At 62.6% G+C, this 13250-nt stretch carries 16 protein-coding genes; 6 read left to right on the top strand and 10 right to left on the bottom strand.

Annotated features, from left to right (window positions below; translation table 11 throughout):
• The first annotated feature begins 17 nt into the window (after nt 1-17).
• Nucleotides 18-383, top strand: a complete 366-nt coding sequence (locus tag HB375_RS11365; protein WP_167673084.1) for a hypothetical protein — start codon at nt 18-20, stop codon at nt 381-383.
• 28 nt (nt 384-411) lie between these two features.
• Here the strand turns inward: HB375_RS11365 and HB375_RS11360 are convergent, their stop codons facing one another.
• The 4 genes from HB375_RS11360 to gatB all read right to left on the bottom strand — a co-directional run bounded on the left by HB375_RS11360 (nt 412) and on the right by gatB (nt 4210).
• Entirely contained in the window at nt 412-870 is a 459-nt protein-coding gene (locus HB375_RS11360; RefSeq protein ID WP_167673083.1) for a GNAT family N-acetyltransferase, read from the bottom strand.
• Complete coding sequence (locus HB375_RS11355; RefSeq protein ID WP_167673082.1) at nt 867-1508, bottom strand: glutathione S-transferase family protein; 642 nt, start codon at nt 1506-1508, stop codon at nt 867-869. The genes HB375_RS11360 and HB375_RS11355 overlap by 4 nt, the downstream gene beginning before the upstream one ends.
• A 537-nt stretch (nt 1509-2045) precedes the next feature.
• Nucleotides 2046-2678 (bottom strand): SGNH/GDSL hydrolase family protein, encoded by a 633-nt coding sequence (locus HB375_RS11350; protein ID WP_167673081.1) that lies wholly within the window; start codon nt 2676-2678, stop codon nt 2046-2048.
• A gap of 56 nt (nt 2679-2734) precedes the next feature.
• Nucleotides 2735-4210, bottom strand: a complete 1476-nt coding sequence (gatB, locus tag HB375_RS11345; protein ID WP_167673080.1) for an Asp-tRNA(Asn)/Glu-tRNA(Gln) amidotransferase subunit GatB — start codon at nt 4208-4210, stop codon at nt 2735-2737.
• A 221-nt stretch (nt 4211-4431) separates the two neighbouring features.
• Between gatB and HB375_RS11340 the strand changes: the two genes are divergently transcribed.
• Complete coding sequence (locus tag HB375_RS11340; protein WP_167673079.1) at nt 4432-4719, top strand: hypothetical protein; 288 nt, start codon at nt 4432-4434, stop codon at nt 4717-4719.
• A gap of 230 nt (nt 4720-4949) precedes the next feature.
• Here HB375_RS11340 and HB375_RS11335 read toward each other — a convergent pair whose 3' ends face one another.
• Entirely contained in the window at nt 4950-5873 is a 924-nt protein-coding gene (locus tag HB375_RS11335) for a DMT family transporter (protein WP_167673078.1), read from the bottom strand.
• A 134-nt stretch (nt 5874-6007) separates the two neighbouring features.
• Between HB375_RS11335 and HB375_RS11330 the strand changes: the two genes are divergently transcribed.
• A complete protein-coding gene (locus HB375_RS11330) occupies nt 6008-6712 on the top strand; it encodes an ArsR/SmtB family transcription factor (RefSeq protein ID WP_246728445.1) in 705 nt (234 codons plus the stop codon).
• 50 nt (nt 6713-6762) lie between these two features.
• Complete coding sequence (locus tag HB375_RS11325) at nt 6763-7272, top strand: hypothetical protein (protein ID WP_167673077.1); 510 nt, start codon at nt 6763-6765, stop codon at nt 7270-7272.
• 9 nt (nt 7273-7281) lie between these two features.
• Here the strand turns inward: HB375_RS11325 and HB375_RS11320 are convergent, their stop codons facing one another.
• The 3 genes from HB375_RS11320 to gatC form a co-directional block, all read right to left on the bottom strand.
• Nucleotides 7282-7575 (bottom strand): hypothetical protein, encoded by a 294-nt coding sequence (locus HB375_RS11320; protein WP_167673076.1) that lies wholly within the window; start codon nt 7573-7575, stop codon nt 7282-7284.
• Between the two features lie 6 nt (nt 7576-7581).
• Complete coding sequence (gene gatA / locus HB375_RS11315) at nt 7582-9096, bottom strand: Asp-tRNA(Asn)/Glu-tRNA(Gln) amidotransferase subunit GatA (RefSeq protein ID WP_167673075.1); 1515 nt, start codon at nt 9094-9096, stop codon at nt 7582-7584.
• A 93-nt stretch (nt 9097-9189) separates the two neighbouring features.
• Complete coding sequence (gatC, locus tag HB375_RS11310) at nt 9190-9477, bottom strand: Asp-tRNA(Asn)/Glu-tRNA(Gln) amidotransferase subunit GatC (RefSeq protein WP_167673074.1); 288 nt, start codon at nt 9475-9477, stop codon at nt 9190-9192.
• 179 nt (nt 9478-9656) lie between these two features.
• Here gatC and HB375_RS11305 point away from each other — a divergent pair, with 179 nt between their 5' ends.
• Together HB375_RS11305 and HB375_RS11300 are read left to right on the top strand one after the other, a co-directional pair.
• Complete coding sequence (locus tag HB375_RS11305) at nt 9657-10220, top strand: LemA family protein (protein ID WP_167673275.1); 564 nt, start codon at nt 9657-9659, stop codon at nt 10218-10220.
• A 4-nt stretch (nt 10221-10224) separates the two neighbouring features.
• Complete coding sequence (locus tag HB375_RS11300) at nt 10225-11217, top strand: M48 family metalloprotease (protein WP_167673073.1); 993 nt, start codon at nt 10225-10227, stop codon at nt 11215-11217.
• A 14-nt stretch (nt 11218-11231) separates the two neighbouring features.
• Here HB375_RS11300 and HB375_RS11295 read toward each other — a convergent pair whose 3' ends face one another.
• Both HB375_RS11295 and HB375_RS11290 read right to left on the bottom strand, forming a co-directional pair.
• Nucleotides 11232-12386 (bottom strand): amidohydrolase, encoded by a 1155-nt coding sequence (locus HB375_RS11295; RefSeq protein WP_167673072.1) that lies wholly within the window; start codon nt 12384-12386, stop codon nt 11232-11234.
• A gap of 62 nt (nt 12387-12448) precedes the next feature.
• Nucleotides 12449-13198 (bottom strand): SIMPL domain-containing protein, encoded by a 750-nt coding sequence (locus HB375_RS11290; RefSeq protein WP_167673071.1) that lies wholly within the window; start codon nt 13196-13198, stop codon nt 12449-12451.
• Nucleotides 13199-13250: the final 52 nt, after the last annotated feature.

Genomic DNA, 13250 nt, shown 5'->3' with positions numbered 1-13250 from the left:
TTCGGACGAGCCTCAGGATGTGGAACCGGCTGAAACGGATCGTTGCTCTTGCCGCGCCGCCTCCTGAGCATTTCCCTGAGCGGCTTGTCCTAGAGCTTGGTGGCGAAGCCATCGCGGAAATAGCGGTCAAGGCGATCGACTTTCCGTGGACTTATGGGCGCTTGCTCGACACGTCCAAGTTCGAGCGTTACCGCCCCTATTTTACCGACGCCTCCTCATGGCCGGACGATGATCAAGAGCTTGATCAACTCTGCTCCGAGGTGAAGTTGAAAGGTGGCTTTCACCTGCGGTGTCTGACGACGGGCGCAAGATTCACCGATGTTGTCCTCAATCAAGAAGATGAAGTCGTCTGGTTCCGCTGCCGCCCTGAAGCGGGCGTTTGAACCACGGCATAAGCTCCGCGGCGCCCAGTCAAAACTTCTTCTTGAACCCCTCGTGGCTGCGCGAGAAGCCGATGCGCTCGTAGAAGCGGTGCGCCTCTTTGCGGGTCTTGTTGGAGGTCAGTTCCAACATGGCCGCCCCGCCCTTGCGCGCTTCCTCCTCCGCGAAGGCGATCATCTGAGCGCCGATGCCGAGGGAGCGCTTGGCGGCTTTCACCTTCACGCTCTCCACCTTCACCCGTAAAGCGCCTCGGCTCGTCAGGTTGGGAATGAAGGTGAGCTGGAATGTACCGACGATCTCACCATCCTGCAGGGCGACGAAGAGCTTGTTCTCGGCGCTCGCGGCAATGGCCTTGAACGCAGCCTCATAGGCAGGCCGGTTCTCCGGCGTCCAGGCGTCGCCGTGCGAGCCGAGTTCGTCTTCCTCGTGCAGGCGGATGATCGCTTCCAGATCATCCGCCGTCGCCTCGCGGAACGACAACGCGCTCATGCGGCCTCGCGGGAGGCCTGCGGCAGAAGCCCCGGCTGCGCGCCGAAGCCCGGCAGCGCTTCCATGCGCTTCATCCAGGCGGCAATATTGGTATACGCGCTGAGGTCGAACCCGCCCTCGGCCGCGTAAGTCAGCACGCCAAAAATGTCGATGTCGGCGATGGAGACGCCCTCTCCGACCATCCAATCGCGACCGGCAAGGTGCTTGTCGAGCACGCCAAGCGCAAGCGGCGCTTCCGTCGCGTACATTTCAAGGATTTCCGGCCCGCCCTTGCGGTAGCCGGCCTTGATCGCCCGCGTGCGATAGATCGGCGGCGCGAGGCGGTCGAAGTCCCAAAAGAGCCATTCGCGGATTTCCAGGCGCTCATCGAGCGTGGCGCCGCCGAATTTGCCAAGCTTGTCAGCCAGGTATTCGAGGATCGCAGCGGACTGGCAAAGCTGGCGCCCGTTCGACCTGTCAACGAGAAGCGGCACCTGCCCATAACGCTGCTTCGACATGTAGGCGGACTGCTTATGCTCGCCGTCACGCAAGCTCACATGCACATAATCGAAAGGTTCACCCGCAAGGGACAGCGCGAGGCCGACCTTGTAGGTCGGACCGGACAGAAACGTGCCATGGAGTTCGAAGCGTGCGGACATGAATCAACCTCGCGATATCGGGTGACCGACCTTAGCCCATCGGCTTTTTTATCGAAAGCAGCCGACCTCGCACCTTGCGCGTCGCAATCCATTGCCGCGACGCGCTGCATGAGCGAAGGCACGAAGTCCCCGAAGCTGACCGGGATGCATAAGGTCTCGGTCTATGAATTTCCGTAAGATACCGGTCAGTCCTGCGCCCCTCTGTCTCCGCCGATGTCCTTCAGCAAATGGTGGCTCAGTCTCGTACCGAGCATGGTTCTCAGCGCGGAGGGAGAAAGACGTGTCGTGGAGTGTGTTTTCGGCGTGCGTTCAAAAGCCGGGAGAATGTCAATTCTAATTGTCAGCCAGACAAGAGCCAGCGTGATTTGTTTCATCGAAACCTGCAACGTGAATGGGGTGAAGGCGCGCGCGTGCGCATGAGCAAGGCAGAGCCATGTGACGCCTCCTTCGGCTGCGGGTTGATGAGAACCGGCTGAGACTTCAGCCGTGGGCGAATATTAGGGCAGGTCAGGCGTGTTGCCAACCCCACGCGGATCGTCAGGTGCGATCCGTGAGATGTGCAATCTTGCGCTCCAGCATATCGTGCATGGCGCGATAGGCCTGGGCCGACAGGTGGACGCCATCGGTCGTCACGCCCGCCTTCGCATCGCCGTTCTCGGCTGCAAAGGCGCCGTGCATGTCCACGACATGCACTCCCTCGCCCTCCGCGATACTCATAATGCGGCGGCTGAGGAGGCTCATGGCCTCGACCGAATAGAAGTTTGTAAGGCGCTTACTTGTCTCGACCGGCGGCGGCGTGACGACGATGACCGGCGCGCCCGCACTCACAGCCTGGCGCACCGTGCGCGAAAAGACGTCGATAACCGCATCGAGGCCGCTTTCGGTCTGTCCCTTCTTGGCATCGTTGGTGCCGACGAGCAGCGCGACGATACGCGGCTTCGCTGCTTCCACGAGGCGCGGCACCTTCGGCTCCAGCGCCTCGGTCCATATGCCTGAATAGCCCGCATTGACGACCGGCAGCGCGGCCACGCGGTTCCAGTAAAAACCCTCGACGATGGAATCGCCGATGAACAGCAAATTGCCCGGCCCCGCGGCTGGAATATGCGATCCGATGACGATGTCGCGGATCAGCCAGTGCGGCGCGAAGGGATTGGGCTGCTGCGCGGTCATGATTTCACATGCCCGAAAAGAAAAAGCCCGGCGATGTCATCACCGGGCCGTTTCAATCACTCGATGCCGAGCTTCGACTTCAGAAGCTCGTTCACGGCTTGCGGGTTCGCCTTGCCGCCGGTCTGTTTCATGACCTGGCCGACGAACCAGCCGAGTAGCGTCGGCTTCGCCTTCGCCTGCTCCACCTTGTCCGGGTTGGAGGCAATCACTTCGTCGATGGCCTTTTCGATGGCGCCGGTATCGGTGACCTGCTTCATGCCGCGCGCTTCGACGATCTGACGCGGGTCGCCGCCTTCGGTGAAGACGATCTCGAACAGGTCCTTGGCGATCTTGCCGGAGATCACGTTCTCGCCGATCAGGTCGATGATCGCGCCGATCTGCGCGGCGGAAACCGGCGAGGAGGAGATGTCCTTGCCTTCCTTGTTCAGGCGTCCGAACAGTTCGTTGATGATCCAGTTCGCGGCGGCCTTGCCGTCGCGGCCCTTGGTGGCTTCCTCGAAATAATCGGCGGAGGCGCGCTCGGCCACCAACACGCTCGCGTCGTAGGCCGAGAGGCCATAATCGCCCATGAAACGCGCCTTCTTGGCGTCCGGCAGTTCCGGCAGGTGCTGCGCGAGATCGTCCACATAAGCCTGGTCGAATTCGAGCGGCAGCAGGTCCGGATCGGGGAAGTAGCGGTAGTCGTGCGCTTCTTCCTTCGAGCGCATGGAGCGTGTCTCGCCCTTGCCGGGATCGAAGAGGCGGGTTTCCTGGTCGATGGTGCCACCATCTTCCAGAATGCCGATCTGGCGGCGCGCCTCGACCTCGATGGCTTGGCCGATGAAGCGGATGGAGTTGACGTTCTTGATTTCGCAGCGCGTGCCCAACGGCTCGCCGGGACGGCGCACTGAGACGTTCACGTCCGCGCGCAGGTTGCCCTTGTCCATGTCGCCGTCGCAGGTGCCGAGATAGCGCAGGATCGTGCGCAGCTTGGTCACATAAGCGCGCGCCTCGTCCGACGAGCGGATGTCCGGCTTCGACACGATTTCCATCAGCGCCACGCCAGAGCGATTGAGATCGACGAAGCTCATGGTCGGGTGCAGGTCGTGGATCGACTTGCCCGCATCCTGCTCGAGGTGCAGGCGCTCGATGCGCACCGTGATCGTCTCACCGCTTTCCGGGACGTCAACGATGACCTCGCCCTCGCCCACGATGGGGCTCTTGTACTGGCTGATCTGGTAGCCCTGGGGCAGATCCGGATAGAAATAATTCTTGCGGTCGAAGGTGCTCTTCAGGTTGATCTCAGCCTTCAGCCCGAGACCCGTACGGATGGCCTGACGCACGCATTCCTCGTTGATCACGGGCAGCATGCCGGGCATGGCCGCATCGACAAGCGAGACGTGGCTGTTGGGGTCGCCGCCGAAAGCCGTCGAGGCACCGGAAAACAGCTTCGCCTGGCTCGTCACCTGGGCATGGATCTCCATGCCGACGATGACTTCCCAATCGCCTGTCGCGCCCTTGATGAGTTTCTTCGGATTGACCGGAGCGTTCATGACCTTCGCGCCTTCATCTCTCAACGTTTCATGCCCGGAGTAAGAGCCTCCACCCGTCCGGGTCAACCCCTTTCAATCCGAACACCCGCCCAGAACAGCCTCGCCAGCGTCAAGATAAACGATGATATTCTTATGATCTTTCAAGTTCATGGCCAAGCCGGAATGAAACCGCATCTCCCCTTGAGCGTTGACACACCTACAAAACGGGCAAGGAGTAGACAATGGCTATGGATCCTATGGATCGGGAACCTAATCTCTACAACCGCGATGCTGATCTTTATGAGACGGAAACGCGAGGCTCCAACACTCTTGCTTATCTGATCGCCGGTCTTGTTGTCGCCCTTGGTCTGCTGGCCTTCCTTTTCTATAGCGGCGGCAACCGCGAACCGACGACGACGGGCAGCACACCGACGCAGACCGAACCGCGCACGGCTCCGGAGCCGCCGACGTCAGCGCCCGCGACCCCCATGTCGCCCAACACCGGCAACCCGACCACTCCCAATCAATAGAAGCGATCTCTTTGAGGGCCTGGCGAAAGTCAGGTCCTCTCGTTGCGCCTCCGCATGAGGCGCAACGTCTTAGGGCGCCACCCAGCGCGCCCACACATGTGGACGACGAAGACCCAATTTGCCGCCGACGACTTCCGTTCGTCTGATCGGACAGCACATTTGAAAACGCGAAGGGCCGCGGCATTGCCACGGCCCTTTTTCTTATGTTGCAGCCTGACGCCGCTCCCAAGTCACGCCAATTTCGGAACCGGTGCCTTCTCCCTTCGCGGAATCGTCATCAGCGCCACGCCGACCAAGATGCAGGCAAGGCCGATCCAGGCCGAGGAACTCAGCCGCTCGCCGAGGAAATAAGCTCCAATCGCCACGCCGATGGGCGCGCGGAGATAGGCCTGCGCGGTCGTCCCGACTGAGCCGAGCGTCCTGATGAGCCTGAAATAGATAGCGAAGGCGATTGAGGTGGAGAACACCGCAAGGCCGGCCAGCGCCATGATCGACGAGGCCGAGGGCGACAGCGTCCAGGGCCGGTCGACGATGAGGCTGACCGGGATCAGCATGGCCGCTCCAGCGACAAGCGAGCCCGCCGCCGGGGCCATGGGATCGAGGTCCTTGAAGTTGCGTCCAAAGATTGCCGCCCCGGCATAGCAGACCGTCGCCAGCACTACGGCGAGCTGGGACACCAACTCCTGCCCGATATGCGTGAAGGCCTGCGCGCCGACGATGACGCAGGTTCCCGAAAGGCCGATCAACACCCCCGCCATCTTGCGAAAGGTCGTGGGCTCGTGGCGGGACCAGACGAGGGTGATGAGGAAGGTGAAGACCGGGGTCATGGAGTTCAGGATCACCGCAAGCCCCGCATCGACCGACTTTTCCGCCCAGGCGATGAGCGTGAAGGGGATGACGCTGTTGAGACAGGCCTGAATGGCGAAGTTTCGCCAACTCGCCGCATCGCGCGGAAGCGTGATGCCGCGCAGACGCAGGATGACCAGCAGTACCGCGCCCGCGATAATGGTGCGCCCGGCAATGAGCGTGACGGGCGGGATCGTCTCGATACCGAGCTTGATGAAGGTGTAGGACGCGCCCCAAAGGGTCGCGAGCGCCGCCAGCAGCGCCAGTTCGACGGCATAGCGCGGCGTCTTCGATGAATCGGGAGCCATGGACATTTTCCGTTCGTTTCGGGGTGATGCGAGCACAGTGTCATGGCGCTCGGCGCAAGTCCTCTTGGAACGCTTCGGCGACGGCCGAAACGTCCTGTGCTGACCCGGACGTTTATAAGGCCTATGATCAGTCCATGGCATCCATGGTTTCAGGCAACACGCTCGCGGAAATCGCCGCCCTGATCGGCGATGTCGCCCGCGCGAACATTCTCTCCGCCCTCATGGACGGACGGGCGCTCACTGCGAGCGAACTCGCCTGGCACAGCGGCGTCAGTCCGCAAACGACGAGTGGACATCTCGCCAAGCTGAGCGAAGCGAACCTGATCGCGATGACGCGACAGGGCCGCCATCGCTATTACAGGCTAGCTTCGCCGGAAGTGGCGCAGGCTATCGAGGCACTGATGTCGGTCGCCTCCTTTGGCCCCAAGCGCCATCGCCCGCTTGGTCCCAAGGACGAGGCCCTGCGCAACGCCCGCACCTGCTACGATCATCTCGCTGGCCGTCTCGGCATCGCCGTCGCGGATGCGCTGACGGAGAAGAATTACATCGTGTTGTCGGAGAGCGCAGGCGCGGTGACGAACGAGGGCCAACGCTTCCTGTGCGATCTCGGCATAGATCTCCAAGAGCGACGTGGCCACCACCGCGCACTCTGCCGCACCTGCCTCGACTGGAGCGAGCGCCGCCCTCACCTCGCCGGACGTCTCGGCGCGGCGCTCTGTGCGCGGATGTTCGAATTAGGTTGGGTGGAGCGCATCAAGGACAGCCGGGCGCTTGCCGTCACGCCCACCGGCAAAAGCGGTCTTGAAGAGTTTTTCGGTATTACGGAACAAAGCTCCTAGCGACCGGTTCGCCCAGGAGGAAATCTTGATCGCATCGAGGAGCTTTCGACATGTCCACGAAAGCCAATTTCACGCCTGAGGAATGGGCGCACGTGGCAGGCAGCCCCATGGTCGCGGGCATCGCGATCACCGCCGCAGAACCCAGCGGCATCTGGGGTCTTTTGAAGGAATCCATGGCGGGCGGATGGGCGGTGCTGGAAGCGCAGCATGACGAGAGCGCCAACCCGCTCGTGAAAGCGGTCGCCGACGACATTGCCGACCCCGCGACGCGAGACGCCATCAAGAACGCGTTTCAGGAACGCTTCAAAGGGAGCACACTTCCCGATGCGAAAGCGAAGGCGGAAAGCGAGCTTCAGGCCGTCGCGGAAATCCTCGACCAGAAAGCACCGGATGACGCACCGGCCTTCAAGAGATGGCTGTTGACCGTCGCTCAAAAGACCGCCGAGGCGAGCACGGAGGGCGGCTTTCTCGGCATCGGCGGCGTCGCCGTCAGCGACGCCGAGAAGACCACGTTGGATGAAATCGCGAACATCCTGGGACTCGGCCACGTGACGGCCTGAGCCCTCGCCTCATCGCTTGGACCATCGCCGGGCGAAATACCCGACCAAGGCCCAGACCACCGCCGCCACTGAGCGGATCGGTAGAAGCGTCGGCGCGTCCTGACCGATGGGAGCGATCCACGGCAGACCGATGCTGTGGATCAGCCAAGAGGTGATGACCGACACCGCCAGCGCGGCGATGGCGGCGATGAACACCTTGCCGATCTGATCGGCCTTCCAGCCGAGCCAGACAGCAATCACGATCAGCACCGGGTCGAAGGCTCCGAGGAGCCAGACCGAGAGCGGGATGACGGGAGGCGCCACCGCTTTTTAAGCCCACCAGGGCTGCGGCAGCTTGATGCGGCCCGCTGCGTCCTCGATCACCTGACCGACGGCAAAAAGGGTCTCTTCGTCGAAGGCGCGGCCGATGAGCTGGAGCCCAAGCGGCAGCCCCTGTGAGTCGAGACCCGCCGGAACGGCGATGCCCGGCAGGCCCGCCATGTTCACGGTCACGGTGAAGATGTCGTTCAGATACATCTCGACCGGATCGCCCGAACCTTTCTCGCCGATGCCGAAGGCCGCCGACGGGGTCGCGGGGGTGAGGATGGCGTGGACACCGGACGCATAGACCTTCTCAAAGTCCTGCTTGATCAGCGTGCGGATTTTCTGCGCGCGGACGTAGTAGGCATCGTAATAGCCGGCCGAGAGCACATAGGTGCCGATCATGATGCGGCGCTTGACCTCGCGGCCGAAACCGGCGGCGCGGGTCTTCTCGTACATGTCGACGATGTCCTTGCCCGGAACGCGCAGGCCATAGCGCACGCCGTCATAACGGGCGAGGTTCGAGGAGGCTTCTGCTGGCGCCACGATGTAGTAGGCGGGCAGCGCATACTTGGTGTGCGGCAACGAAACTTCGACGATTTCGGCGCCCGCCTGACGCAGCCACTCGACGCCCTTGGCCCAGAGGGCATCGATCTCCGGCGACATGCCGTCGACACGGTATTCCTTCGGAATGCCGATCTTCAGGCCCTTCACGCCGCGCGTGACGGCAGCCTCGTAATCCGGCACCGGCAGATCGACGCAAGTGGTGTCCTTGGCATCCGGCCCGGACATGGAGCGCAGCATGATCGCAGCATCGCGCACCGTGCGGGTGATCGGTCCGGCCTGATCGAGCGACGACGCGAAAGCCACCGTGCCCCAGCGGGACACGCGGCCATAGGTCGGCTTGATACCGACCGTGCCGGTGAACGCCGCCGGCTGGCGGATCGAGCCGCCGGTATCGGTCGCGGTTGCGCCGAGGCAGAGATGCGCCGCCACCGCCGCCGCCGAACCGCCCGACGAGCCGCCGGGCACGAGATGTGTGCCCTCGATCGCACCGGATGCGCCCGCGCTCACATTCGAGCCCTCGCGTCGCCAGGGCGACACCACGGGGCCGAAGGCGCTGGTCTCGTTGGAGGAGCCCATGGCGAACTCGTCCATGTTGAGCTTGCCGAGCATCACCGCGCCGTCATTCCAGAGGTTTTTGGTGACAGTGGATTCGTAGGGCGGGTTGAAATTGCCCAAAATCTTCGAGCCCGCGGTCGAAACGACGCCCTCGGTGCAGAACAGATCCTTGATGCCGAGCGGAATGCCTTCCAGCGCCCGTGCCTCGCCCTTGGCGATCTTCTCGTCAGAAGCCTTGGCCATGGAAAGCGCGTGCTCCGGCGTCTCGAGCACATAGGCGTTGAGCGCCCTCGCCTTCTCGACGGCGGCGATGTGGGCCTTGGCCAGTTCCGTTGCGGAGAAGCTCTTGGCCTTCAATCCGTCGCGGGCTTCGGCAATGGTGAGATGGGTCAGTTCGGTCACGGGACTTGATCTCTCAATTGGCGTCGCTTCGACGCCCTCAAATCTCAGGCGATCCCCGGATCGCTCCGGGACGGGTCAAAGGGGCTCTAAGGCCTACTCGATCACCTTGGGCACGAGGAAGAAGCTATCTTCCGTCGAGGGGGCGTTTTGGACGACCTTGTTCGCGTAGCCGCCGTCGGTCACGCCATCCTGGCGCTTCTTCATGGTCATGGGCGTCACGGAGGTCATGGGCTCCACGCCGTCCACATTCACCTCGTTGAGTTGCTCCACGAAGGAAAGAATGGCGTTAAGCTCGCCCTGGAGGTGCGGCACCTCCTCGTCCGTCACGGCAATACGCGCCAGATGCGCAATGCGCCGAACCGTCTTCTGATCGACCGACATGAATGGCCAAACCCTTTGAATGCTGTCTGGCGGGCTATAACACCCGGCCGCCCAGGGGGGCAATGTCGGATGTGTCGGACGCGACGTGGCGATCCCCCCTCCAACAGGTTGACCTAGGAAACTTGGCCCTTGAGTCAAACGGCCAAGCCGTGCGATGTCTCGAAAAATCGTTGGAGGGTCTGGCTTTGGAATGGGTGATTGCTGGCATCGTCGTCCTCGTCCTGCTCTACGGGATCGGGGTCTATAACGGCCTCGTGACTCTGCGGCAGCGCGTCACTCAGGCCTTCGCCGATATCGACGTACAGCTGAAGCAGCGGCACGATCTTGTTCCCAATCTGGTTGAAACCGTGAAGGGCTACGCCGCCCACGAGCGCGGGACACTGGAAGCCGTGGTGCAGACCCGCAACGCGGCCCTTCAGGCCCGCAATCCGACCGAACAGGCGGCCGCGGAAGGCGCTCTCTCCGGCGCGCTCGGGCGGCTGCTGGCTCTCGGCGAGGCCTATCCCGACCTCAAGGCCAGCGCCAATTTCCAGCAATTGCAGATGGACCTGTCGGATATCGAGAACAAGCTGGCCGCGGCGCGGCGGTTCTTCAACAACGGCGTGGCGGAATACAACGCCGCGATCCAGTCCTTCCCCGCCGTCCTCTTCGCCGGAGCCATGGGCTTTGCTCCGAGGGAGTTCTTCGACCTCGGCGAGGCACAACGCCAAACGCTGGACGCACCTCCCAAGGTAGCCTTCTAAGGCCGTGCTGCCCGCTTTCGGCCTTTATACGCAGATTGCCCGGAACCGCCGCCGTTCGGCCTTTCTGATCGTCGGCCTGGTCCTTCTGTTTTACCTCATGGCCTTCGCTCTCGCGCTGTTGCTGCGGGCGGAGGAGGCTTTCGGCAGCTATGAGGAGGCGATCCGCCGGGCCTTTATCGACAGCCTGTGGCTGATGCCGTTCACGACGGCGGTGGCAGCCGGCTGGGTGTGGATCGGCCTTCGCATCAACACCTTCGCCCTCGCGCTCGTGACGGGCGCTGCGCATGTGGAGCGATCGACGAATCCGAGGCTCTACAATCTGCTCGAAAATCTCTGCCTGTCGCGCGGCCTGAGCATGCCGCATCTGCGGATCATCGAAACCCCTGCCCTGAACGCTTTTGCCAGCGGCGTGAGACCCGACCAATACACCATCACTATCACGCGCGGCCTGCTCGATACGCTCGACGATGCAGAACTCGAAGCGGTTCTCGCTCACGAACTGACGCATATCCGCAACGGCGATGTGCGCATGATGATCATCGCGGTGTTCGTCGTCGGCATCCTATCGTTCGTTGGGGAGCTGATCTTTCGCGGCCTCGGGAGCGGCTCGAGCCGAGACAGCAGCTCAGGCAAAAGCAAAGGCGGGGGAATCCTTGTGCTCGTGGCTCTCGCGTGCGTTGCCATCTCCTGGGGACTTTCCCGTGTGATCCGTTTTACGCTGTCGCGGCAACGGGAATATCTCGCGGATGGGGGCGCGGTGGAGCTCACCCGCAATCCCGACGCGATGATCTCGGCGCTTTTGAAGATTGAGGCACATAGCGACATCGAAGGCGCGCCGTCCGGCGTGATGGAGATGTGCCTCGACAATCCCCGCACCAGCGCATCGAACTTGTTCGCAACGCATCCCAGCATCGAGCAGCGGATCGCGGCTCTCGTGAAGGCCGGAGGACGTCTGCCTGCGACCCAGGAAAGCCTGCCGGTCGAGTCGACCTCGTAGCGCGGATTGCCGCGCTATTCCTGCCCCAGCTGATCGCGGATCGCCCGCAGAAAAACCTTCGTTCCGATGGGGATCAACGCATCGGGAAAATCGTAGTCCGGGTTGTGCACGCGCGGATAGGTCTCTCCGGCTCCAAGCAGAAACATCGCCGCAGGCGCGGTCTGGCCGATGCGCCCAAAGTCCTCCGAAGCGCGCATGGGAAGGCCCTCTGCGGTCACCGGAACGCCTTCCGTGAGCAGCGCCGCGCGAAGAGCCTCGACCGCCTCCGGCGCGTTCATGCTGGCTGCGAAAACGTCCTCATAGGTAATGTCGATATCGAGGCCGGCCTCCTCGGCCGCCTCGTGTGCGAGCGCTTCTGCCTCCTCGCGAAGCTTTTCCATCCCGGCATCGGTGATGGTGCGTAAGGTGGCGAAAATCTCCGCATAGCCCGGCGCAACGCCGAAAGCCGGCTCGCCCATGCGAGAATGGGTGATCGTGACCATGGTGAACCCGGCATCGAGTGGTCCGCCGCGCCCAAGATCCGTCAACTCAGGCATCAGCCTCGTAATGGCGCGCATAGGCGAAATGCCGGTTTCCGGCATGGAGGCGTGAGCGGTCTTGCCGGTCAGCATGATGCGCATGCCGCGCGACGCGCAGGCAAAAGGTCCGGGGGCGATGGCGGCATGGCCGAACGGAAGACCCGGCGCATTGTGAAGCGAGAAGGCCATGTCGGGCCGGATTTCGGCATAGCGCGGATCGGTGACGACAGCCTCCGCGCCCGCGCCGGTCTCCTCAGCCGGCTGGAAGAGCAGAACGACCCGGCCCCGCTGGGGACGCTTCCGTCCCAGATCCCGTGCCACAGCCGCCAGAATGGCGCTATGCCCGTCATGCCCGCACAGATGCGCCACGCCCGGAACAGTCGAGCTGTGCGGCGCGCCTGTCAGCTCCTCGATGGGCAGCGCATCGAGTTCGGAGCGGACGAGCAGTGTCGGCCCCGGCGCTTGGCCTGCAAAGACCGCCGCAACCCCATGCCCGCCGAGGCCACTCAGCACCTGATCGGGCGCGCTCGGCGCGAGAAAATCCTGCACGCGGCGGGCCGTTGCCGCCTCCCGCCCCGAGACCTCGGGATAGCGATGCAACTCCCGCCGCCACGCGGTGATTTCGGCAAAATCGGTGTCGTTGAGAGGCATCAGCGTGCGCGTCCAAAATTCTGGGAGTCACCTGAAGTACAGAATAGCGGCAACGGATTGCCTTATCGAGGCGTGATCCGCCACGTCACATTGACGGTCGCGATGAAGGAAACCGTAGCTGGCGGAAGGATCTGGAGGGAGTAACTCCCCGAGGGGGCCCTTCGGGCCGGCAGGTCAGCCTCCCCCATGAGTGGCGCAGCCTCGCCATCCGTGATCGCCACAATGGATCCGAGTTCTAGATCGACGGGCTCCACATAGGCTCGCGCCTGTTCCCGGGCGTCGAGCATGGCCAAACGGCGCGCTTGGTTGAGCGCTGCACGATCCTGAACGACGTGGAACCGGACGCTGTCGATCTCGAAAAGCCCCGACTCCGCAAGCTTGCTGACGAGAGTATTCAGATTGTCGAGAGCCGCGGTCTTAAGCGAGAAGACACTTTTCGCGACATACCCTGCCACAACGGTTTCGGGCCTCCGACCTTGGCGAATTTGCGTCTCCGTCAATGCCTGCTGCACTCGCTTTTCATCGATTCGGAAGCTGCTCTTTTCGATTTCAACGCCGCTTGCCTTGAGGCCCTGAAGCAATGCGAGAGCTTGCGTTGCACGCACCTCGTGCGCCTTTCCGGCCGCATCGATGGCCTTTTCCTCCGTCGTCAATACTACATTGAAACGAGCCAGATCGGGCTTGATCTCATATGTCCCCTTTCCGAGGACGGTTATGACGGGGTCTCGCCCCTGAACCGTTGCTTCAGCAGCTGAAGCTGGCAAAGCGACGCAAAGGCCGAAGAGGGCTGCAAAGAGACGAGAAGCAAACATGATAGGGTCCGGACTTTATCGCGAGAAGGATAGATGCGGAGAAAGTGACAAC

The organism is Microvirga terricola (genome assembly GCF_011777495.1).
GTDB classification, from domain to species: domain Bacteria; phylum Pseudomonadota; class Alphaproteobacteria; order Rhizobiales; family Beijerinckiaceae; genus Microvirga; species Microvirga terricola.
The sequence above is the reverse complement of the archived record's forward strand: the minus strand, read 5'-3'. Positions and strand labels throughout refer to the sequence as shown.

Coding starts and splice junctions, on each gene's coding strand:
- HB375_RS11365 (WP_167673084.1), top strand. CDS start 18: ATGTGGAACCGGCTGAAACGGATCGTTGCTCTTGCCGCGCCGCCTCCT.
- HB375_RS11360 (WP_167673083.1), bottom strand. CDS start 870: ATGAGCGCGTTGTCGTTCCGCGAGGCGACGGCGGATGATCTGGAAGCG.
- HB375_RS11355 (WP_167673082.1), bottom strand. CDS start 1,508: ATGTCCGCACGCTTCGAACTCCATGGCACGTTTCTGTCCGGTCCGACC.
- HB375_RS11350 (WP_167673081.1), bottom strand. CDS start 2,678: ATGACCGCGCAGCAGCCCAATCCCTTCGCGCCGCACTGGCTGATCCGC.
- gatB (WP_167673080.1), bottom strand. CDS start 4,210: ATGAACGCTCCGGTCAATCCGAAGAAACTCATCAAGGGCGCGACAGGC.
- HB375_RS11340 (WP_167673079.1), top strand. CDS start 4,432: ATGGCTATGGATCCTATGGATCGGGAACCTAATCTCTACAACCGCGAT.
- HB375_RS11335 (WP_167673078.1), bottom strand. CDS start 5,873: ATGGCTCCCGATTCATCGAAGACGCCGCGCTATGCCGTCGAACTGGCG.
- HB375_RS11330 (WP_246728445.1), top strand. CDS start 6,008: ATGGCATCCATGGTTTCAGGCAACACGCTCGCGGAAATCGCCGCCCTG.
- HB375_RS11325 (WP_167673077.1), top strand. CDS start 6,763: ATGTCCACGAAAGCCAATTTCACGCCTGAGGAATGGGCGCACGTGGCA.
- gatC (WP_167673074.1), bottom strand. CDS start 9,477: ATGTCGGTCGATCAGAAGACGGTTCGGCGCATTGCGCATCTGGCGCGT.
- HB375_RS11295 (WP_167673072.1), bottom strand. CDS start 12,386: ATGCCTCTCAACGACACCGATTTTGCCGAAATCACCGCGTGGCGGCGG.
- HB375_RS11290 (WP_167673071.1), bottom strand. CDS start 13,198: ATGTTTGCTTCTCGTCTCTTTGCAGCCCTCTTCGGCCTTTGCGTCGCT.